The sequence below is a fragment of the Buttiauxella sp. WJP83 genome (genome assembly GCF_027594725.1).
GTDB classification, from domain to species: domain Bacteria; phylum Pseudomonadota; class Gammaproteobacteria; order Enterobacterales; family Enterobacteriaceae; genus Buttiauxella; species Buttiauxella selenatireducens.
Window position 1 is genome coordinate 2911924 of the sequence record NZ_CP110080.1, and the last position, 18992, is coordinate 2930915.

Annotated in this window: 18 protein-coding genes; 4 read left to right on the top strand and 14 right to left on the bottom strand. The window is 51.6% G+C overall.

The window, feature by feature from the left end:
* Positions 1 to 5 precede the first annotated feature (5 nt).
* Entirely contained in the window at positions 6 to 959 is a 954-nt protein-coding gene (rluC, locus tag OH773_RS13595; protein ID WP_183271993.1) for a 23S rRNA pseudouridine(955/2504/2580) synthase RluC, read from the bottom strand.
* Between the two features lie 571 nt (positions 960 to 1530).
* On the opposite strand from rluC, the gene rne reads away from it, so the two are divergent.
* The gene (rne, locus tag OH773_RS13600) at positions 1531 to 4821 is read left to right on the top strand and encodes a ribonuclease E (protein WP_270139353.1); all 3291 of its coding nucleotides are present in this window, start codon (positions 1531 to 1533) and stop codon (positions 4819 to 4821) included.
* Between the two features lie 161 nt (positions 4822 to 4982).
* Here rne and flgL read toward each other — a convergent pair whose 3' ends face one another.
* The 11 genes from flgL to flgB all read right to left on the bottom strand — a co-directional run bounded on the left by flgL (position 4983) and on the right by flgB (position 14857).
* The gene (flgL, locus tag OH773_RS13605; protein WP_270139354.1) at positions 4983 to 5945 is read right to left on the bottom strand and encodes a flagellar hook-associated protein FlgL; all 963 of its coding nucleotides are present in this window, start codon (positions 5943 to 5945) and stop codon (positions 4983 to 4985) included.
* 17 nt (positions 5946 to 5962) lie between these two features.
* On the bottom strand, positions 5963 to 7627 hold the full coding sequence (gene flgK / locus OH773_RS13610) for a flagellar hook-associated protein FlgK (RefSeq protein WP_270139355.1): 1665 nt from the start codon (positions 7625 to 7627) through the stop codon (positions 5963 to 5965).
* 84 nt (positions 7628 to 7711) lie between these two features.
* Complete coding sequence (gene flgJ / locus OH773_RS13615) at positions 7712 to 8653, bottom strand: flagellar assembly peptidoglycan hydrolase FlgJ (RefSeq protein WP_270139356.1); 942 nt, start codon at positions 8651 to 8653, stop codon at positions 7712 to 7714.
* Complete coding sequence (locus tag OH773_RS13620) at positions 8653 to 9747, bottom strand: flagellar basal body P-ring protein FlgI (RefSeq protein WP_183271914.1); 1095 nt, start codon at positions 9745 to 9747, stop codon at positions 8653 to 8655. Before OH773_RS13620 ends, flgJ begins: the two co-directional genes overlap by 1 nt.
* Positions 9748 to 9759: 12 nt before the next feature.
* Complete coding sequence (flgH, locus tag OH773_RS13625) at positions 9760 to 10455, bottom strand: flagellar basal body L-ring protein FlgH (RefSeq protein WP_183271994.1); 696 nt, start codon at positions 10453 to 10455, stop codon at positions 9760 to 9762.
* A gap of 63 nt (positions 10456 to 10518) precedes the next feature.
* Positions 10519 to 11301: a flagellar basal-body rod protein FlgG gene (gene flgG / locus OH773_RS13630; RefSeq protein ID WP_270139357.1), complete on the bottom strand. Its 783-nt coding sequence runs from the start codon at positions 11299 to 11301 to the stop codon at positions 10519 to 10521.
* A gap of 31 nt (positions 11302 to 11332) precedes the next feature.
* Positions 11333 to 12088 (bottom strand): flagellar basal body rod protein FlgF, encoded by a 756-nt coding sequence (locus OH773_RS13635; RefSeq protein ID WP_270139358.1) that lies wholly within the window; start codon positions 12086 to 12088, stop codon positions 11333 to 11335.
* Positions 12089 to 12107: 19 nt separating this feature from the next.
* Positions 12108 to 13316, bottom strand: coding sequence for a flagellar hook protein FlgE (gene flgE, locus OH773_RS13640; protein WP_270139359.1), 1209 nt, complete (start codon positions 13314 to 13316; stop codon positions 12108 to 12110).
* Between the two features lie 27 nt (positions 13317 to 13343).
* Positions 13344 to 14021 carry a flagellar hook assembly protein FlgD gene (gene flgD, locus OH773_RS13645; protein WP_270139360.1) on the bottom strand — a complete coding sequence of 226 codons (678 nt, stop codon included), beginning with the start codon at positions 14019 to 14021 and terminating at the stop codon, positions 13344 to 13346.
* Positions 14022 to 14032: 11 nt separating this feature from the next.
* Entirely contained in the window at positions 14033 to 14437 is a 405-nt protein-coding gene (gene flgC / locus OH773_RS13650) for a flagellar basal body rod protein FlgC (RefSeq protein ID WP_183271918.1), read from the bottom strand.
* A gap of 3 nt (positions 14438 to 14440) precedes the next feature.
* Entirely contained in the window at positions 14441 to 14857 is a 417-nt protein-coding gene (gene flgB, locus OH773_RS13655; RefSeq protein WP_270139361.1) for a flagellar basal body rod protein FlgB, read from the bottom strand.
* A 152-nt stretch (positions 14858 to 15009) separates the two neighbouring features.
* Between flgB and flgA the strand changes: the two genes are divergently transcribed.
* The 3 genes from flgA to flgN all read left to right on the top strand — a co-directional run bounded on the left by flgA (position 15010) and on the right by flgN (position 16611).
* Positions 15010 to 15669, top strand: coding sequence for a flagellar basal body P-ring formation chaperone FlgA (gene flgA / locus OH773_RS13660; RefSeq protein WP_270139362.1), 660 nt, complete (start codon positions 15010 to 15012; stop codon positions 15667 to 15669).
* A gap of 221 nt (positions 15670 to 15890) precedes the next feature.
* Entirely contained in the window at positions 15891 to 16184 is a 294-nt protein-coding gene (gene flgM / locus OH773_RS13665) for a flagellar biosynthesis anti-sigma factor FlgM (RefSeq protein WP_270139363.1), read from the top strand.
* A gap of 4 nt (positions 16185 to 16188) precedes the next feature.
* Positions 16189 to 16611, top strand: a complete 423-nt coding sequence (gene flgN, locus OH773_RS13670) for a flagella biosynthesis chaperone FlgN (RefSeq protein WP_183271921.1) — start codon at positions 16189 to 16191, stop codon at positions 16609 to 16611.
* A 129-nt stretch (positions 16612 to 16740) separates the two neighbouring features.
* Here the strand turns inward: flgN and OH773_RS13675 are convergent, their stop codons facing one another.
* Together OH773_RS13675 and murJ are read right to left on the bottom strand one after the other, a co-directional pair.
* The gene (locus OH773_RS13675; RefSeq protein ID WP_183271995.1) at positions 16741 to 17229 is read right to left on the bottom strand and encodes a cold shock domain-containing protein; all 489 of its coding nucleotides are present in this window, start codon (positions 17227 to 17229) and stop codon (positions 16741 to 16743) included.
* 111 nt (positions 17230 to 17340) lie between these two features.
* Complete coding sequence (gene murJ, locus OH773_RS13680; RefSeq protein WP_183271922.1) at positions 17341 to 18876, bottom strand: murein biosynthesis integral membrane protein MurJ; 1536 nt, start codon at positions 18874 to 18876, stop codon at positions 17341 to 17343.
* Between the last annotated feature and the right edge of the window lie 116 nt (positions 18877 to 18992).

Sequence of the window (18992 nt, forward strand, 5' to 3'; positions counted from 1 at the left end):
AACAATTAACGAGCGTTGCGTAACACCGCAAGACAGCGTTTCAATTGTTCATCCAGTGGGGCTTCGACACGCATAATTTCACCGGTATTTGGATGGGTGAAGCGTAAAGCCGCTGCATGCAAGAACAAACGATTCAGGCCAGTACCCGCAAGTTGCTTATCAAATTCGCGGTCACCGTAGCGATCATCAAAGGCGATAGGATGCCCTGCATGTAGCGTATGGACACGAATCTGGTGAGTTCGACCCGTTATCGGGCTGCAACGCACTAATGTGGCAAACGCGTAACGCTCTTCCACTTTAAAACGCGTTTCAGACGGTTTACCTTCGCTGTTGACTCTCACGATACGCTCACCGCTTTGCAGAATATTTTTAAGCAAAGGTGCCTGTACGGCTTTGACATGCGACTGCCACTGGCCACGCACCAGCGCCAAATAATCTTTTTGCATTCCCTTTTCACGCAACTGCTCATGCAGAGAGCGCAGAGCTGAACGCTTCTTCGCGACCAGTAAGATACCGGATGTATCACGGTCCAGACGATGTACCAGTTCAAGGAAACGCGCTTCAGGACGTAGGGCTCGTAAGCCTTCAATCACGCCAAAGCTCAAGCCACTGCCACCGTGTACCGCAGTACCTGAAGGCTTGTTCAGCACCAGGATATGGTCATCTTCATAGAGAATCGCATCGGTCAGCGCAGCCACTTTTTGCAGATGCGGGGAAACCGCTTCTTCTTCGCGTTCAGCAACACGAACCGGTGGAATACGAATTTCATCGCCATCCTGGATTTTGTATTCAGGCTTAATGCGTTTTTTATTCACGCGCACTTCGCCTTTTCGCAAAATGCGATAAATCATACTTTTTGGCACACCCTTTAAGCGGGAGAGCAAGAAGTTGTCGATACGCTGCCCAGCCTCATCAGAGGAAATGGCAACGATTTGTACAGAAGGAGTCGGAGTTTTCATGGTCGGCGATTCTAAATAGCGTGCGCGCATAGCGCCACTCATTTTTATGTGCTTAACTGAGAATCTGCCTGGTTTAGAACCGTCTAGCTCCCCTTTTTCTGCTTTCTGCTACGCATAGCGAAAAAGTGAGTTAAAAAACTGTAAGAAACGAGGCATCAAAGGCAAAAGTCATCTTGCTATAATAAGGTTAGCAATGGAATAATGTTGCGGTTTTCCGTGTTGATACTTGTTTGAACAAGGAATTTTGCGGAATTACCAGTTTTGCCTGAACGTCCATCCACGCAGCAATGGCGTAAGACGTATTGTGCTTTCAGGCAGTTAGCGGGCTGCGGGTTGCAGCCTGACCGGTAAAATGGAATCAACTCTTAAGAAATATTCTAAGGTTATTCCCACGATAATTGCGCTGTATTTCCGTATGAAATACAGGCTACCGACACTTTGCGCCTCTCAGCAAGCGACAACCGTGAGGTTGGCGACTGTGCGATCAGTCACGAGGCCATCGGTTCACTCCCGGTCAGCGTCACCATGCCCGTAGCTTTGTCACTAATGTAAGAATAATGAGTAAGTTACGATGAAAAGAATGCTAATAAACGCGACTCAGCAAGAAGAGTTGCGTGTCGCCCTTGTAGATGGGCAGCGTCTGTACGACCTGGATATTGAAAGTCCGGGACACGAACAGAAAAAAGCCAACATCTATAAAGGCAAAATCACCCGTATTGAACCAAGTCTGGAAGCGGCATTTGTAGATTACGGCGCGGAACGTCATGGTTTCCTTCCTCTTAAAGAAATTGCCCGCGAATACTTCCCGTCTAATTATTCATCACATGGTCGTCCGAACATCAAAGACGTTCTGCGTGAAGGTCAGGAAGTCATTGTCCAGATCGATAAAGAAGAACGTGGTAATAAAGGCGCAGCCTTGACCACCTTTATTAGTCTGGCGGGAAGTTATTTAGTACTGATGCCAAACAACCCACGTGCAGGTGGTATTTCCCGCCGCATCGAAGGTGATGATCGTACTGAACTGAAAGAAGCCCTTTCTTCTCTGGAACTGCCTGATGGTATGGGTCTGATTGTACGTACCGCTGGCGTGGGTAAATCCGCTGAAGCACTGCAATGGGATTTAAGCTTCCGCCTGAAGCACTGGGAAGCCATTCAAAAAGCGGCAGAAAATCGCCCGGCACCATTCCTTATCCATCAGGAAAGCAACGTTATCGTGCGCGCTTTCCGTGATTACCTGCGTCAGGACATCGGTGAGATTCTTATCGATAACCCGAAAGTGCTTGAGCTGGCTCGCCAGCATATCGGTGCTCTGGGTCGTCCTGATTTCAGCAGCAAAATTAAGCTCTACACCGGTGAAATCCCGCTGTTCAGCCACTATCAAATTGAGTCGCAGATTGAATCCGCTTTCCAGCGTGAAGTCCGTCTGCCATCCGGTGGCTCGATTGTTATCGACTCCACCGAAGCCTTGACCGCAATCGACATCAACTCCGCGCGCGCAACTCGCGGTGGCGATATCGAAGAAACGGCATTTAATACCAACCTCGAAGCCGCTGATGAAATTGCACGCCAACTGCGTTTGCGTGACCTCGGTGGTCTGATTGTTATCGACTTCATCGACATGACGCCTGTTCGCCACCAGCGTGCAGTAGAAAACCGTCTGCGTGAAGCCGTGCGCCAGGACAGAGCTCGCATCCAGATTAGCCATATCTCACGTTTTGGCCTGCTGGAAATGTCTCGTCAGCGTCTCTCCCCTTCTCTGGGCGAGTCCAGCCACCATGTCTGCCCGCGTTGTAGCGGTACAGGTACGGTGCGTGACAACGAATCCATGGCACTCTCTATTCTGCGTCTGATTGAAGAAGAAGCGCTGAAAGAGAACACGCAAGAAGTTCACGCCATTGTTCCTGTGCCAATTGCTTCTTACTTGCTGAACGAAAAACGTGATGCAGTCAGTGCGATTGAAACCCGTCAAGGCGGCGTGAAAGCCATCATCGTTCCTAACGATCAGATGGAAACGCCACACTATTCGGTACTGCGCGTACGTAAAGGCGAAGAAAGCAAAACGCTGAGTTACATGCTGCCGAAGCGGTATGAAGAAGAGATGGCTGTGCCATCTGAAGAAGAGTACGCCGAGCGTAAACGTCCAGAACAACCTGCGCTGGCCACTTTCGTGATGCCTGATGTACCACCGGCACCACCAGAGTCAGCACCTGCTGCAACGCCAGCTCCAGCGGCTAAACCTGCTGTCGCGAAAGCGGCAACCGCTGCACAACCTGGTCTGCTGAGCCGCTTCTTTGGCGCCCTGAAAAACCTGTTTGCTGGTGAAAGCACGCCAGAAAGCAAAGACGTTCAGGAAGCGAAACCTGCTGAGACTGAAAGCCAACGTCAAGGCCAGGATCGTCGCAATAACCGTCGTCAGAATAACCGCCGTGACCGTAACGACCGTTCAGATCGCAACAACCGCGATCGTGATAATCGTGGCGAGCGTGATAACCGCAGCGAAAATCGTGATAACCGTGAGCCGCGCGATAACCGCGATCGTGACGAGAACCGCCGTAATCGCCGTCAGGGCCAACAGCAAAATACTGAAGTGCGTGAAACACGTCAGAACGTTGCTGAGGAAATTGAAAAACCAAAAGCGCGTGATGAGCAGCAACCGCGCCGCGAACGCAACCGTCGTCGTAGCGATGATAAGCGCCAGGCACAGCAAGAAGTTAAAGTTCTGCAGCGCGATGAAACCGTAGCAGTAGAAGTTGATGCTGAGCAGGAAGAACGCGTCCAGGTCATGCCGCGTCGTAAGCAACGTCAATTGAACCAGAAAATTCGTTTCGAATCTGCGTTAGATTCAAACGTTGAAACTGTAGTCACGCCAGACGTCGCTGAAGTTAGCGCAGCACCTGTTGCACGTACCGACCTGGCAACTATCCCACTGCCTGCTGTTATCGAGAAACCAGCTGTTGAGCAGGATGACAACAACGATTCCCGTAACGACTCCAATGGAATGCCACGTCGTTCTCGCCGCTCCCCACGTCACTTGCGTGTGAGTGGTCAACGTCGCCGTCGTTATCGTGATGAGCGTTACCCAACGCAATCACCAATGCCGATGACTGTTGCATGTGCTTCTCCTGAGCTTGCTTCAGGCAAAGCTTGGATCAGCTATCCAGTTGCCCGCGCACAGGAAGAATCACAGTACAACCACGTTGAACAAGCACCTGCAGCGACTATTGAGCAACCGTCTGCGCACGTTAACGTTGAGCAGCCAGTGGTTCATGTTGTCGCCGCGCAAGCTGCGGTTGAGACTGTAAATGTCGAAACGGCACACGTTGAAACAACGCACCCAGAAGTGATTGCAACGCCAGTAAACGAGCAGCCACATCTGATTGCCGCGATTGACGACGTTGTTGCTGAACAAGTCATCGATGAAGTTGAACCTGCACAAGATGACGTTGCGACTCATCAACAACAGGCTGCTGAACTTGTTCAAGAAGCTCCTGTTGTTGCTGAAACTGTCGTTGAAGAATCTGCCCCTGCTGCTCCGGTTGAAGTGGTTGCACAGGAAGCTGTTGTTGAAGAAACCAAGGTTGAGGAAACCAAGGTTGAGACAACTGTTGTGGAAGAGCCTGTCATTGCAGCAGTGCCAGAAGTGAAAGCGGTTCAGCCAGAAGTTGCGGCTGTTACTCACGTCACTAAACATGCAACAGCGCCAATGACAAAAGCTCCAGCGCCGGAATATACCCCGGAAGCACCACGTCAGAGCGATTGGGTTCGCCCAACGTATGAGTTCAGTGGCCGCGGTTCTGCCGGTGGTAACAGTGCAACTCACCAGGCAACAGCACCTGCTACGCGCCCGCAAAGCGCTGAGTAATCGCTAAGCGTTACGTAAAAGCCGATCCGGAAACGGGTCGGCTTTTTTATTGCCTGCCATTCAGAACCTGAACTCAGGATAAAAAAAAGCCCACTTCGGGGTGCTGAAGTGGGCACATAAAGCGTACCCAGTTTCATGGCACGCCCAAAAAAGGTTAACGACTACTTATTCAGTTGGAACAGGGACATCCCTTGCATATCGCTGAAAGCTTTGTAAGACGCCTGAAGTGCCGCCTGCTGCATCACATAGGAAGAGATTGCAGAGTTCCAGTCTACATCCACCAAATCACTCATTTGCTGCGCCTGGCCTAATGCACGGTCACCGCCTAACTCATCAAGCTTATCCAGTTCACTCAGTTGCGTGCCTAACTCTGCGCGCACAGTTAACACGTTATTGAGTGAGTTTTTCAGACCACGGTTAGTTTTATCAATGGCGGCAGTGAGATCCGCTTTACCCGCATCGTCCAGACCTTCAGCCGGTTTTCTCAGGGTTTCAATCGCGGAATCAAGCATGTTGAACAGATTGCTTTCAGAATCAGTGCCATCAGGTTCAGGCACCGCATTGCTGGTCAGTGAATTGAAAACCTGTGTCCCCGTATGGCCAATCGTCATGATGCGTGATGAGTCAACAGACTGAGTTACAGCACTGTCCCCACCCTTATAAGTAATGCTATTTGCCCCACCGCTGAACGGAGCAGATTCGGTTTTGTATCCAGCAAAAATAAAGCGTCCGTTGCCGTCAGTACTGTTGGCAAGATTCAGAATTTGATTGCGGATACCTTCCAGATCGGTAGCCAGTGAAGCTCGGTCATCATCGCTTAACGTGCCGTTTCCGGCGTAAACGATTTTCTCCTGCGCTGACTGAATCGCCGTCGTCACCTGCCCCAACACGTTTTCTTCCAGTGACACTTTTTGCGTCGCAAAGGTCCGCGCCAGCGCGTACTGGCTGTTTTGCGCCTGAGCCTGAGACAACACCACGGCTTGCGAAGCGGCGATCGGATCATCGGATGGTTTGATGACACGCTTACCGGTCGACATCTGCTCGCCGTAGCGCAGCCACTCACTTTGTGCGTTAGTGACGCCACGCATATTCTGCTGGTACATCATCGCGGTACTGATACGCATACAGCCTGATTCCTTAATTAACGGATGGACAGTAACGCATCAAACAACGTTGATGCCGTCTGAAGCACCTGAGCATTTGCCAGGTAATACTGTTGAAAACGCTGCAAGTTACCGTACTCTTCGTCGAGGTTGACGCCAGAAATAGACTGCTGCTGGTTACTTAGCTGCGTGACGACATTATTTTGCGTGGTAGTGGTGACTTTCAGCGTGTTGGTTTTATTCCCCACGTCACTGACCAGGCTTGCATAGGCGTCGTTAAACGATTTGTTGCCGCCGACGACTTTGCTGTTTTGCAAATCCAGCAGTGCCTGAGCATTACGGTTGTCGCTTTCACCATTGTCCGCAGCACCCGCTAATGCCAGCTTGCTTTCATCGCTGATAGCTACGTTCATATTCACCACGGCGTTAGATACCGGTCTAATGGTGAAGGAGTCATTTTTCTCAGGTGCAGGTGCCCCTTTAACAGAAACACTCAAACCATCAAATTCCAGGCCGGTCACGTTGCCGTTGCCATCATCTGTCGTTTTCGCCGTGATTTTCGCGTTATCGGATAAGCGCGTCACCTGCCAGTTGGTGCCATCAAAGACAACGTTGTAGTCGCTTGCCTGGACCTTAGTACTGTCGCTCACCGTTGCGGTGAGTTCGGTTTTGGTCGGGTTTTTGGCGTTACTTAACACTGACGGGCTGCCAATGTTAAAGAACTTGTCACCTTGGTCGCCATTCGCATCAAAACCGAGGCCGTGCTGTTTGTTAATCGCATCAGAAAATGTCAGTGCCAACTGCCCCAGGCGATTTCGCGCACTGTCCAAATCCTGTGAGCGGAACGTCAACATCCCACCCAGCGAACCGCTGTTCAGTTGGCTTTCTGGGATTTCAGTGGTGCCAGAAACGGGATCGACATACGCAACAGTGATGCGAGAAGGATCAGCGCTCGACGAAACAGCCGCCAGTTTGTTGGCTTTGTCGCCTTGCACCAGCGTTAAGCCGTTGGCGATAGAAACGTTATAGGTGCCACCATCCTGAACGCTCACTTCGACGCCAACAATCTGGTTTAGTTGGCTCACCAACTGGTCGCGTTGATCAAGCAGGTCGTTTGGTGCAGCACCCGCCCCCACACCGGTCAGACGTGAAATTTGGTTATTCAGATTGGCGATCTGGCTGGCGTAATTATTGATTTGCTCCACGCTGCTTTGGATTGCGGTATTCACCTGCTTATCCTGATCGCGTAGATACTGATCGGTTACTTTAAACTGGTTTACCAGGCCGTTGGCATTACCCAGTAATGCCTGGCGTGCCGCAGGATCTTCCGCGTTACTCGTCAGCGTTTGTAGACCGGTAAAGAAACTTTGCAGCGTAGTGGCCAGGGTATTAGTGCTACCAGAGAGCATGTTGTCTATCTTAGACATCTGCTGATATTGGGTATTCAGGCCACTGCTTTGCGTTTGCGCCGCACGCAGCTGGTTAGTGATGAACGCATCATATTCACGTTGCACACCGCTGACTTGCACGCCGTTCCCAATCCAGCCCCCTGCGCCCATCGTACTTAGCGACTGAGACAACACAGTAGTCTGGCGGGTATAGCCTGTGACGTTGTAGTTAGAAATGTTGTTACTGACAGTATTCAGTGCCGCCTGGGCAGCACCCAGGCCACTCATGGCACTGTTAATCAGGCTACTGGACATGAATTTTCCTTAGCGCGTTAATCATGATTCCTGTCAGTAGGTATCGGCAGCTCCCGGCAGGACTTGAGGCTTTAATGCGGTGGTTTAGAACAAATTTGATAAGTCGTTGCTATACGCTTTTGCCACTTTCTCACCCATCGCTTTCATCTGTTGAATCATGCCGGTCAGTTTGCGGGCATAGTTTGGATCGGTGGCATAACCTGCATTCTGCAGCGCTTGAGCGCCTTGCTCTGCGGTATTGGCATTGGTGACGGCGGCGTAACGCGGGTTTCGTGTCAGCAAACCGACATAATCAGAAAGTGCTTCAAGATAAGAGCTGTAAACACGGAATTTGGCTTTCACCTTTTTCGCTTCGCCATTCTCGTATTCCGTGGTGGTGATTTCAGTGACCGGACCTTTCCAACTGCTGCTGGCTTTCACACCAAACAGGTTAAAGCTGGGCTCACCTTTTTCTGTCAGGATCTGCCGTTGTCCCCAGCCTGATTCCAGCGCGGCTTGCGCCAGAATCAGGTGATGGGGAATGCCACTTTGTTCACTGGCGAGTCGGGCTGGCAGTGAGAGTTGCGCCAGGAAGTCTTTGCTATCACCCGTGAGTGGCTCTTCGTTTGAGGGAGCTTTAGGAATAGCCTGTCGCACCATTTGCGTTAAGGTCTGGTTCTGGAAACTGGTCACGGTTTGCAGATCAAACTTCATCGGCACTTTACCCGCCTCTTCAGATGGGTCGGCATTACCGCCCATTTGCTCGACCATCATATCGGCCAGCCCAAGCCCTTTGGCACTGAGCTGTTGCGCGATTTGCTGGTCATAGATGCTGGTGTACATACGAGTCTGTTCACTGCTAAACAACCCGTCCTTTGGCAACGCTTCACGCATGCTTTTAAGCATCATTTGCACGAACATCCCTTCCACCTGGCGGGCAACCGATTTCATGTTGCCCTTAGGATCTTGCCCGGTTTTCGCTTTTAGCTCGTTAAGAGAATTAGCATCCCACGCAGCATTAGCCAGTGATTGGGTATCGTTAAGCATCAGATGATTTCCACTTTTGCGCGCAAACATCCTGCCGTTTGCATAGATTGCAAAATCGACATCAATTCAATTGGCGATGCACCCAGTGTATTCAGCGCACGAACCACATTATTTAGATTGGCGCTGGCATTAACGCGTTGCAACGCGCCACCATTTTGACGCAGATCGATTTGCGTTTGCGGTGTCACCACGGTTTGACCGCCGCCAAATGGCGTATCTGGCTGGCTCACCTGCGCCTGGCGATTGACCGTGACGGATAAGTTACCCTGCGCCACAGCACAAGTATTCAGCGTCACTTCCTGATTCATCACCACCGAACCCGTACGCGAGTTGATAATCACTTTCGCGTCTTGCGCGGGCAAATTCACTTCCAGGTTCTGAATATCTGCCAGTAAACGAACTTGCGAACTGTTGCCGGTCGGAACACGAATTTGGATGGTACGCGCATCTATCGCCGAGGCACTGCCAAAGCCGCGTGAACGGTTAATGGTGTCAGTAATTTGCTGAGCCAGCGTGAAATCATCTTCGTTCAGTTGCAGGCTGAGAATATTGCCAGAGCCAAACGTACCCGGTAGTTCACGTTCAATCACCGCACCGTTGGTGATACGACCACCATTCAGTTGGTTGACCTGAACGCTGCTTCCGCCGGCCGAAGCGCCCGCCCCACCAACCAGAATATTGCCTTGTGCCAGCGCGTAAACCTGGTTGTCGACCCCTTTCATCGGAGTCATCAGCAAGGTACCGCCGCGCAAACTTTTGGCGTTACCCATAGAAGAAACCACCACATCGATGTTTTGCCCTGAACGCGCAAATGCCGGGTATTTCGCCGTCACCATGACCGCAGCCACGTTTTTAAGCTGCATGTTGGTGCCCGCAGGAACCGTTATCCCCAACTGCGAAAGCATGTTGTTCAGGGTTTGAGTGGTAAACGGCGTTTGTGTCGTCTGATCACCCGTACCATCAAGGCCGACCACCAGACCATATCCAATCAGGGAGTTTTCACGCACGCCCTGAACCGTTGTCAGGTCGCGGATACGGTCGGCCTGCGCAAGTGTCGCCACCAGCATCAGTAATCCGAATAAATATTTGGTCATGAGGTTCCTCGCTTACATCGGCGATAAATTAAGGAAGAAGCGTTGCAACCAACCCATGTTTTGCGCTTCGTTGATATAGCCGTTACCGACATACTCGATGCGCGCATCCGCCACTTGTGTGGACGGTACGGTGTTGGAGCCACTGATCGTGCGAGGATTCACCACACCGGAGAAACGAATAAATTCGGTGCCCTGATTGATGGCTATCTGTTTTTCACCCACGACGTGCAAGTTGCCGTTTGCCAGCACCTGATCGACCGTCACGGTTAACGTTCCGCTAAAGGTGTTACTGGCATTTGCCCCACCTTTACCGTTGAAACTGTTCCCGCCTTCAACATCGACATCCGCACGGTTATTACCGAACAGCCCTTCGAGATAGCGCGGAGTCACATTAAAGCCAAAGTTTGTTTTGCCATCGCGGCTGGCATTGGCCGACGAACTCTTACTGGCACTGACATTTTCCTGGAGCACAATGGTCAAGGTGTCACCGACGTTACGTGGGCGGCGGTCTTCGAACAGCGGTTGATACCCATAGTTCACCGGTTGCGCCGTCTGGAAAATAGAACCATTAACGACCGGTGCAGGGCCTGGGACTGGCTGAGCCGTAGTCGCCCCTTCCACCAGCGGTTTTGTTGGTATCAGTGCGCAGCCACTTGTGGTCAGCACCAGAAACATCACGATAGGACGAAGAACCATTGGGTTTTGCATTGCTTTCATCTTCAGGTCATTCAGATAACGACAGCCGGTGCGAAACTCGCACCGGCAAACGCCTTACAACTGCGTCAGCTTTTGCAGCATCTGATCAGTAGTAGAAACGGCTTTACTGTTGATTTCGTAAGCGCGCTGAACCTGGATCATATTCACCAGTTCTTCAGCAACGTTCACGTTAGAGGTTTCAACGTACCCCTGATACAGCAGACCCGCGCCGTTAAGCCCTGGGGTGCTTTCATTAGGCGTACCGGACGACTGGGTTTCCGCATACAAGTTTTCACCCAAGCTTTCCAGACCCGTATCATTCATAAAAGTGGTCAAGTTAAGTTGCCCCACCTGAACGGGTTGCGCCTGGCCTTGCTGGGTCACGCTCACAATGCCATCGCGCCCAATAGTAATGGACAGCGCATTCGCAGGGATGGTGATCGCAGGTTGGACCTGGAAACCGCCCGCAGTGACTAACTGACCGTTCTGGTCCACCTGGAATGAACCATCGCGGGTATACGCGCTGGTTCCATCTGGCAGTTGTACCTGGAAGAAACCCTGGCCTTTAATGGCCACATCTTTGCTGTTGTTGGTCTGGGACAGGTTACCCTGACTGTGCAGGCGCTCGGTTGCCACCGGACGCACGCCCGTACCAATCTGCAAGCCTGACGGCAGTGTGGTCTGTTCAGAAGATTGCGCACCAGGCTGACGAATTGTCTGGTACAGCAAGTCTTCAAACACCGCCCGTTGACGCTTAAAACCATTGGTGGAGACGTTTGCCAGGTTGTTGGCAATCACATCCATGTTGGTTTGCTGGGCATCAAGACCGGTTTTAGCGATCCATAAAGAACTGATCATTTTGAATTCCTGTTAGTGTCACGGCTTAGCATCAGGTCATTGACAGCAGCTGATTGGCCCGCTGTTCGTTTTCATCAACACTTGAAATAATTTTCATCTGCATCTCAAAACGACGGGCGTTAGCAATCATGTCGGTCATTGCTTCCACAGGTTTCACGTTGCTGCCTTCCAGAACGCCCGGCATCAATGAGATGCTGGCATCAGCCTGTAACGTTGCGCCTCGCGTCGCCATAGCCATTTGGCTCGGACGGAAAAAACCATCATCGCCGCGCACCACTTCCTGGCCAGTGGCTTTCACCAGTTTTAAACGGCCAATCGGTGCCACGGTATTGGGCTGGTCGCCTGCGTTTAATGCAGAAATAGTGCCGTCTGCCGCGATAGTCAGCTGCGCGCCCTGGGGCACGGCAATTGGGCCGCCCTCGCCCATCACCGGTTGCCCGCCGATGGTCAATTGCCCGGCAGGACTGACCTGCATATTGCCGTTGCGGGTATAAGCTTCTGTACCATCAGCACTTTGTACCGCCAGCCAGCCATCTTGTTGCAGGGCAACATCCAGTGGGCGCTGGGTGTAATCCAACTGCCCTTGCGACATATCCACGCCCGGCGTTGAAGCCGTGACCAGGGTGCGAGTCGGCAAAGAAAGCCCTTCCACCGGAACGGATCGCAATGCAGTCAACTGCGCGCGAAAGCCTGGTGTTGAAGCGTTTGCCAGGTTGCTGGCCGTCACCGCTTGTTGATTCAGCGTCTGACTAGCCGCGCCCATGGCGGTATAAATTGCGTGATCCATTAAGCTATCCCGTCAGTGCTTAGCGCAGGTTAACCAGAGTGTTGAGGATCTGATCCTGGGTTTTGATGGTCTGCGCATTCGACTGGTAGTTACGCTGCGCGACAATCATGTTGACCAGTTCTTTACTCAGATCGACGTTCGAAGACTCCAGTGCGCCGTTGGTCAGGCTACCGAAGTTACCTGTGCCTGCGGTGCCCAACAGTGCAACGCCGGACGAACTGGTTGCCGACCAAACGTTATTACCCTCAGAAGACAGCCCTTCTGGGTTAGCAAAGTTAGACAGAACAATCTGGCCTAACAGCTGGGTTTGCTCGTTGGAGTAGTTGCCGACAAGCGTGCCGTCATCGTTGATCTGATAGCTGACCAGGTCGCCTGGCTTATAACCATTCTGATTAGCAGCCACGATGTTGTTTGAGCCGGTGTTTTGCTGCATAGAGTTCAGGAAGCTGAGGCTGAATGTTGCCGGAGTTGCACCATTAATCGCCCCGGTTGTCAGGGTATTCGTGGTGCCACCGGTCAAGATGCCATTGCTGTTGAACACCATAGGATCGCCTTTAACCACGGGGCTGTTCGCCACACTGCTGTCCTGGGTGTAGACATCCCAGGTATTTTCCGTCGTCGATTTAACAAAGAAGACGTTCATATCATGGGCGTTACCCTGGCTGTCATAGACAGTGATAGAACCTTTCTTGTTATAGGTATCTGAATCAGCAGCGTTAAAGGGAGTTTTGGCTGGTGTTTTATCGGTGGAGTTCAGGTTGATCTGCATCGATGCGGTGGTGGTGGTTTTTGCCGCCATCAGGGTGTTTGGCACCGCAAGACCCGTTGGGTTTGCCCCTTCCTGAATGGTTGGCGGTGTACCGGTTGCCGGATAGCCCGTTAACTGCATACCCTGCATGTTCACCAGATTACGGTTTTCATCTAACTTGAACTGGCCGTTACGGCTGTAGTACACCGAACCGTTGGTATCCACCAGACGGAAGAAACCATTCTGACTAATGGCCACATCCAGACCACGTCCCGTGTTCGTCGTGGTGCCGTCGTTAAAATCTTGAGTGATACCCGCCACTTTAACGCCCAGGCCCACTTTAGAACCGGCGAACATATCAGCGAAAGAAACGCTACCTGCTTTGAAACCGTAGGTGGCGGAGTTGGCGATGTTGTTACCAATTACGTCCAGGTTGGTGGCCGCAGCATTCAGGCCGCTGACCGCTTGTGAAAAGCCCATGTTTTACTCCTGCAAAGGGTTGGAGGCTTAGATAATCTGCCTGATGTCATCGAGAGTGGAGGTGCCGTAAGTACCGAGATCGAGCAAGGTCTTGCCATTACTGAGTGTTACGCCGTTGACCATGGCAAAATTAAGCGGCTGAGCCACCAACTGCGTACTGCCATTACTGGCACTGATAGCAACGTTGTAGGCCCCATCCGGTGCGGTGGTGCCGTCCGTCATGCTGCCATCCCAGGTAAAGGTATGAACACCGGCTGAGACCGCACCAATGTCGAGAGTACGCACCACTTTGCCGGTGTTATCCGTGATCGTGGCGGTGACTTTATCGGCCGCCTGCTGTAGCTCAACACCAAAAGGCGTCGTCGCTTCACTCCCTGCCAGAATTTTCGTACCGGGAATCATCACGCCATGACCAATCAAGGCGCTGGCCTGTACAGACTGGTTATTGGTCAACTGACCTGATACTGAGCCGAGCGTGGTATTGAGTTTTTCAATACCGCTGACGGTGCTGATTTGTGCCAGCTGTGTCGTCAGTTCGTTATTTTGCAGAGGGTTGGTTGGATCCTGGTTTTTCAGCTGCGCGACCAGCAGTGTCAAAAAACTGCTTTGCAGGTCAGCCGCATTGCTACCTGTCAGATTACTGTTACCCGATAATGCATTAACACCACTGGAGGTGGTGTCATTCATATTAACGGCGATGCCCATCAGTCACTCCTTTACTGACCCAGAGTCAGGGTTTTCAACATCATGCTTTTCACGGTGTTGAGTACTTCCACGTTGGCCTGGTAGCTGCGTGATGCCGACATGCTGTTAACCATCTCGCCCACCACATCCACATTCGGCATGCGTACATAACCTTTGGCGTCTGCCAGCGGGTTTCCCGGCTGGAACACCAGTTTGTCCGGTGCCTGGCTCTCTTCAACACCCATCACTTTTACGCCACCCGTTTCAGCGCCTGGGGCTGCATCAACCTGGAAAACAACCTGCTTAGCGCGATAAGGCTGGCCGTCCGGGCCCGTTGCACTATCGGCGTTAGCCAGGTTACTCGCCGCCACGTTCATACGCTTGGATTGCGCCGTCATCGCGGAGCCGGCAATATCAAAAATATTCAGTAATGCCATCTGTTAGCCACCCTGTTGTAGCACCGACATCATGCCCTTGATTTGGCCACCAAGAACCGTAAGGTCGGACTGGTATTTCAGGCTGTTATCGGCAAATTGTGTACGTTCACGGTCCATGTCGACGGTATTACCATCCATCGACGGCTGATCAGGAACGCGGTAGAGAAGATCAAGCGAAGGTGCTGTGTGTGTTGCCGCAGGGATATGGCGCGCGGACGTGAGCGCAAGCGCAACACCGCTGCCTTCGGCACGACCCCGTTCCATCACTTTTTTCATTTCACTGGCAAAATCAATATCGCGAGCCTGATAGCCCGGTGTATCCGCATTCGCGATATTTGCAGCCAGTATTTCCTGACGCTGGGCGCGCAAATTTATCGCTTCTTGCTGAAATCGCAGCGCGGCATCCAGTTTGTCGAGCATGTTCCCTCCGCATAATTAGGATTTGTCCGACAGCTTAAAGCGCCTTACGCGTGCGTTATCGTTGGAATAGACACAAAATGCGTCGCTATTTATCGCCTTGATCATTTCGGTGTGCGGTTAAAATCACTGCAATCTGAGCAAGGAGAAACGTCATGACTGGTCTGAAAACCTGGAGCGCAGTAGCACTTTTGCTGGCAAGCCCAGCGGCATTAGCCAGCATTTTGGATGCGCCTTTGAGCCAGTTTTTCCAGCAACGCCTGGCGGGAATGAGCGATGATGTAACAGTGATTGTGAAAACGCCCGATGCGCAATTACCGCCCTGCCCACTTCCTGATTTTTCTATGCCGGGGAACAGCCGCCTGTGGGGAAACGTGAGCGTGATGGCGCAATGCGGTAACGATAAGCGATACATTCAGGCAGAAGTCCAGGCTTCGGGAAACTACGTCGTGGCCGCACAGGCATTACCGCGTGGCAGCGTGATCACCGAAAGTCAGCTTCAGCTTAAACATGGACGGCTTGATCAGCTCCCACCGCGCGCAATACTGGATTTACGCCAGGTCAGCAGCGCGGTAACGCTGCGCGACATCGCACCGAATCAACCCATTTTGATGTCGATGGTGCGCCAGTCATGGCGAGTCAAAGCCGGGCAGCAGGTTCAAGTTGTGGCGGCCGGTGAAGGATTTAGTGTGAATAGCGAAGGTAAAGCACTGAACAACGCCGCCGTTTCGCAGAATGCCCGAGTACGAATGAGTTCGGGTCAAATTGTGAGCGGGGTCGTCGATGCTGATGGGAATATTCTGATTAGCTTATAATATTCCATTAGGGCTCAAGAGGGCGCTACCCAAAATAATTCGAGTTGCATCGCGGCGACAAGTGAGCGCATCCCGATGAGCTTACATAAGTAAGTGATTCGGGTAAGTGAACGCAGCCAACAAAGAAGCAACTTGAAGTATGACGGGTATAAAGGTTTTGCGGCGCCTGCCGATAGTGTATTAACAGATGATAGAAATTGCCCCTCGATGAGGAAAGAATAATGAGCATTGATCGCACGTCTCCTTTGAAACCGGTAAGTACCGTACAACCGCGCGAAACGCCAGACGCTCCAATTCAAAAGAGCCAACTGGTGAAAAGCGCTACCCTCAAAAGCACCAATGTGACACTCAGTGATGCACAGGCTAAGTTAATTCAGCCGGGCAGCGGTGATATCAATATGGAACGCGTTGAAGCGCTTAAAACTGCTATCCGTAACGGTGAGCTGAAAATGGATACCGGTAAAATCGCCGATGCGTTAATCCAGGAAGCTCAAAGCTATTTATCGAGTAAATAATTGCATGAGTCGTCTGTTAGAAGTGATGGATCAAATGACTGTGGTTCTCAACTCTCTTAAAGAGGTGATGGACGCCGAACAGCAACAATTATCCGCAGGCCATGTGAATGGCAGTGCATTGCAACGTATTACTGAAGATAAAAGCTCACTGCTTGCGACGCTTGATTATCTTGAGCAGCAGCGTCGTGCCGCACAGAATGTCGAAACGATCGGCAGCACGGATATCAGCCAACGTTGGCAGACGATCACACAAAAAACGCAGCACTTACGCGACATTAACCAGCATAACGGTTGGTTGTTAGAAGATCAGTTAGCGCGTAATGAACAGGCGCTGGCGATACTTAAACCGCATCAGGAACCGAATCTCTACGGTGCCGATGGACAAGCGACGACTGTCAGTCGTGGTGGCAAGAAAATAACGATTTAACTCCCTGCCAAAATTCGAGTGAGGGACTGCCATGCAGGCGAGTCCTCACTGTACTTATATGAATGCCGCCCTGTCTTCCTGAAGCTATTTCCTTCCGCCGTACAGCCTGACTGAGCTCTACAAAACAGCTTATTTCAGACCTTTGAGGATCTTCATGGTCGCTTCAACATCAATTTCATCTTCGGAGAAGATTAATGTTGAGCCCTGGAAAGTCGTCACGGCCAGTTTCTTCAGCGTACGCATTTCACCCGGCTTTGGCTCCGCTTTAGGGCGAATGCTGTTCATCAGTGCGCCGACCGACAGCACTGCATTTTCTTTATCAATCTTGGTTTCGGCTGGCACTTCTTCGCTGTAGACCAGGAAAGATTTAATCGCCGTGATTTTGATGCGCTCGCCTGCAATAAAGATGTACTTGCTGTCGGGTTCAACTTTCACCGCGAAAGCAGACAAGCCTTTATTGTTCGTGGTTGGCTCGAAAGTCACTGAGGCATCTTTTTTAATCAGCTCAGGGTTGGCGACCTTAATCACATGAAAATAACGATTGTCACCGTTTTCATCTTTGATAAAACCGAAACCTTTATCTTCAAACCAGGTTGTGATTACTCCGTGCATCGCTATACCGCCTAATTAATCGTTCAATATGTCAAATTTTGCAGCGCGCATTTTAATGCAGAATGCCCGTGCCGACTATGTCTTTGGTCCAAGTCGGCACGATAATTTGCCATCACACTAGATTGTGCGGCGGGCAAAATCCTTCACTCTGAATCCCAGCACCATTAAGGTTGCGAAATAAGCCGCAATCCCGGCGACGACTACCGCCATCAGACGCAGTAAACGATAAGCCATGGAACCTAAGTCCCAGGCGGGCATCACGTGCATCATACCGACCAGTACGGCTGCCATCACAATCACACCGGCAAACAGACGCCACAGAAACGCGCCCCACCCCGGTTGTGGCTGGAATATTTTGCGTTTACGTAGTTGCCAGTATAGCAGGCTGGCATTCAGACACGCCCCCAGACCAATCGACAATGACAGCCCGGCGTGCTTAAGCGGGCCGATAAACGCAAGGTTCATTACCTGAGTCATAATCAGCGTGACGATAGCGATTTTGACCGGTGTTTTGATGTCCTGACGCGAATAGAAGCCCGGTGCCAGCACTTTCACGACAATCAGCCCCATCAAACCGACGGAATACGCCACCAGCGCACGTTGCGTCATCAATGCATCAAAGGCCGTGAATTTACCGTACTGGAACAGCGATACGGTCAGCGGTTTGGCCAGAATCCCCAACGCCACTGCACTGGGTAAAGCCAGCAAGAAACATAAACGCAAACCCCAATCCATCAGGCGCGAGTATTCGTCATGGTTGCCACTGGCAAAGCTTTTCGCCAGCGAAGGCAGGAGAATTGTGCCCAACGCAACGCCCAATACACCGGATGGAAACTCCATTAAACGGTCAGCGTAATACATCCATGAAACCGAGCCGGAGGCGAGAAACGAGGCAAAAATGGTGTTGATGATTAAGGAAATCTGACTGACGGAAACCCCGAGGATCGCAGGCCCCATCTGCTTGATGACACGCATCGCGCCTGCATCTTTAAGGTTTACGCGCGGCAGAACCAGCATGCCAATCTTTTTAAGATGAGGTAACTGATAGGCCAGTTGCAGCACGCCACCCACCGTCACCGCCCAGGCCAGTGCCAGAATCGGCGGGTTAAAGTACGGAGCGGCAAACAGTGCGAAGCCGATCATACTGAGGTTCAGGAACGTCGGCGCAAAAGCCGGGACCGAGAAACGGTTCCAGGTATTAAGAATGGCCCCACACAGCGAGGCCAGTGAGATCAGGAAAATATAGGGGAAGGTTATCCGCAGCAAGCTGGAGGTCAGATTGAATTTGTCTGCGGTATCCGCAAAACCGGGGGCAGTCACCAGGATAACCCACGGAGCTGCAATCATCCCGATGACAGTAACCACCGCCAGTGCGAGCGTCAGCAGCCCGGAGACATAAGAGACAAATACGCGCGTAGCATCTTCGCCCTGCTTACTTTTGTACTCGGCAAGAATGGGCACAAACGCCTGCGAGAAGGCACCTTCGGCAAAAATACGACGCAATAAGTTAGGCAGTTTGAAGGCTACAAAAAAGGCATCCGTCGCCATCCCTGCCCCAAAAACCCTTGCCACAATGGCGTCACGTGCAAATCCCAGCACGCGAGAAAACATCGTCATCGAGCTGACTGCTGCCAGCGATTTTAATAAATTCATTATTATGTGGTTCCACAAACATCAACGCCTGCTGGGCAGGCGTTGTAATGGGCATTTCGTTCAGGCGCTTATAGTACCGATACACAGCCGAAATACTACTATCAGATGTTACTGGG

Bases quoted from the DNA above. Each gene is read 5' to 3' on its own strand.
- rluC (WP_183271993.1), bottom strand. From the start codon at position 959: ATGAAAACTCCGACTCCTTCTGTACAAATCGTTGCCATTTCCTCTGAT.
- rne (WP_270139353.1), top strand. From the start codon at position 1,531: ATGAAAAGAATGCTAATAAACGCGACTCAGCAAGAAGAGTTGCGTGTC.
- flgL (WP_270139354.1), bottom strand. From the start codon at position 5,945: ATGCGTATCAGTACCGCGATGATGTACCAGCAGAATATGCGTGGCGTC.
- flgK (WP_270139355.1), bottom strand. From the start codon at position 7,627: ATGTCCAGTAGCCTGATTAACAGTGCCATGAGTGGCCTGGGTGCTGCC.
- flgJ (WP_270139356.1), bottom strand. From the start codon at position 8,653: ATGCTTAACGATACCCAATCACTGGCTAATGCTGCGTGGGATGCTAAT.
- OH773_RS13620 (WP_183271914.1), bottom strand. From the start codon at position 9,747: ATGACCAAATATTTATTCGGATTACTGATGCTGGTGGCGACACTTGCG.
- flgH (WP_183271994.1), bottom strand. From the start codon at position 10,455: ATGCAAAACCCAATGGTTCTTCGTCCTATCGTGATGTTTCTGGTGCTG.
- flgG (WP_270139357.1), bottom strand. From the start codon at position 11,301: ATGATCAGTTCTTTATGGATCGCTAAAACCGGTCTTGATGCCCAGCAA.
- OH773_RS13635 (WP_270139358.1), bottom strand. From the start codon at position 12,088: ATGGATCACGCAATTTATACCGCCATGGGCGCGGCTAGTCAGACGCTG.
- flgE (WP_270139359.1), bottom strand. From the start codon at position 13,316: ATGGGCTTTTCACAAGCGGTCAGCGGCCTGAATGCTGCGGCCACCAAC.
- flgD (WP_270139360.1), bottom strand. From the start codon at position 14,021: ATGGGCATCGCCGTTAATATGAATGACACCACCTCCAGTGGTGTTAAT.
- flgC (WP_183271918.1), bottom strand. From the start codon at position 14,437: ATGGCATTACTGAATATTTTTGATATTGCCGGCTCCGCGATGACGGCG.
- flgB (WP_270139361.1), bottom strand. From the start codon at position 14,857: ATGCTCGACAAACTGGATGCCGCGCTGCGATTTCAGCAAGAAGCGATA.
- flgA (WP_270139362.1), top strand. From the start codon at position 15,010: ATGACTGGTCTGAAAACCTGGAGCGCAGTAGCACTTTTGCTGGCAAGC.
- flgM (WP_270139363.1), top strand. From the start codon at position 15,891: ATGAGCATTGATCGCACGTCTCCTTTGAAACCGGTAAGTACCGTACAA.
- flgN (WP_183271921.1), top strand. From the start codon at position 16,189: ATGAGTCGTCTGTTAGAAGTGATGGATCAAATGACTGTGGTTCTCAAC.
- murJ (WP_183271922.1), bottom strand. From the start codon at position 18,876: ATGAATTTATTAAAATCGCTGGCAGCAGTCAGCTCGATGACGATGTTT.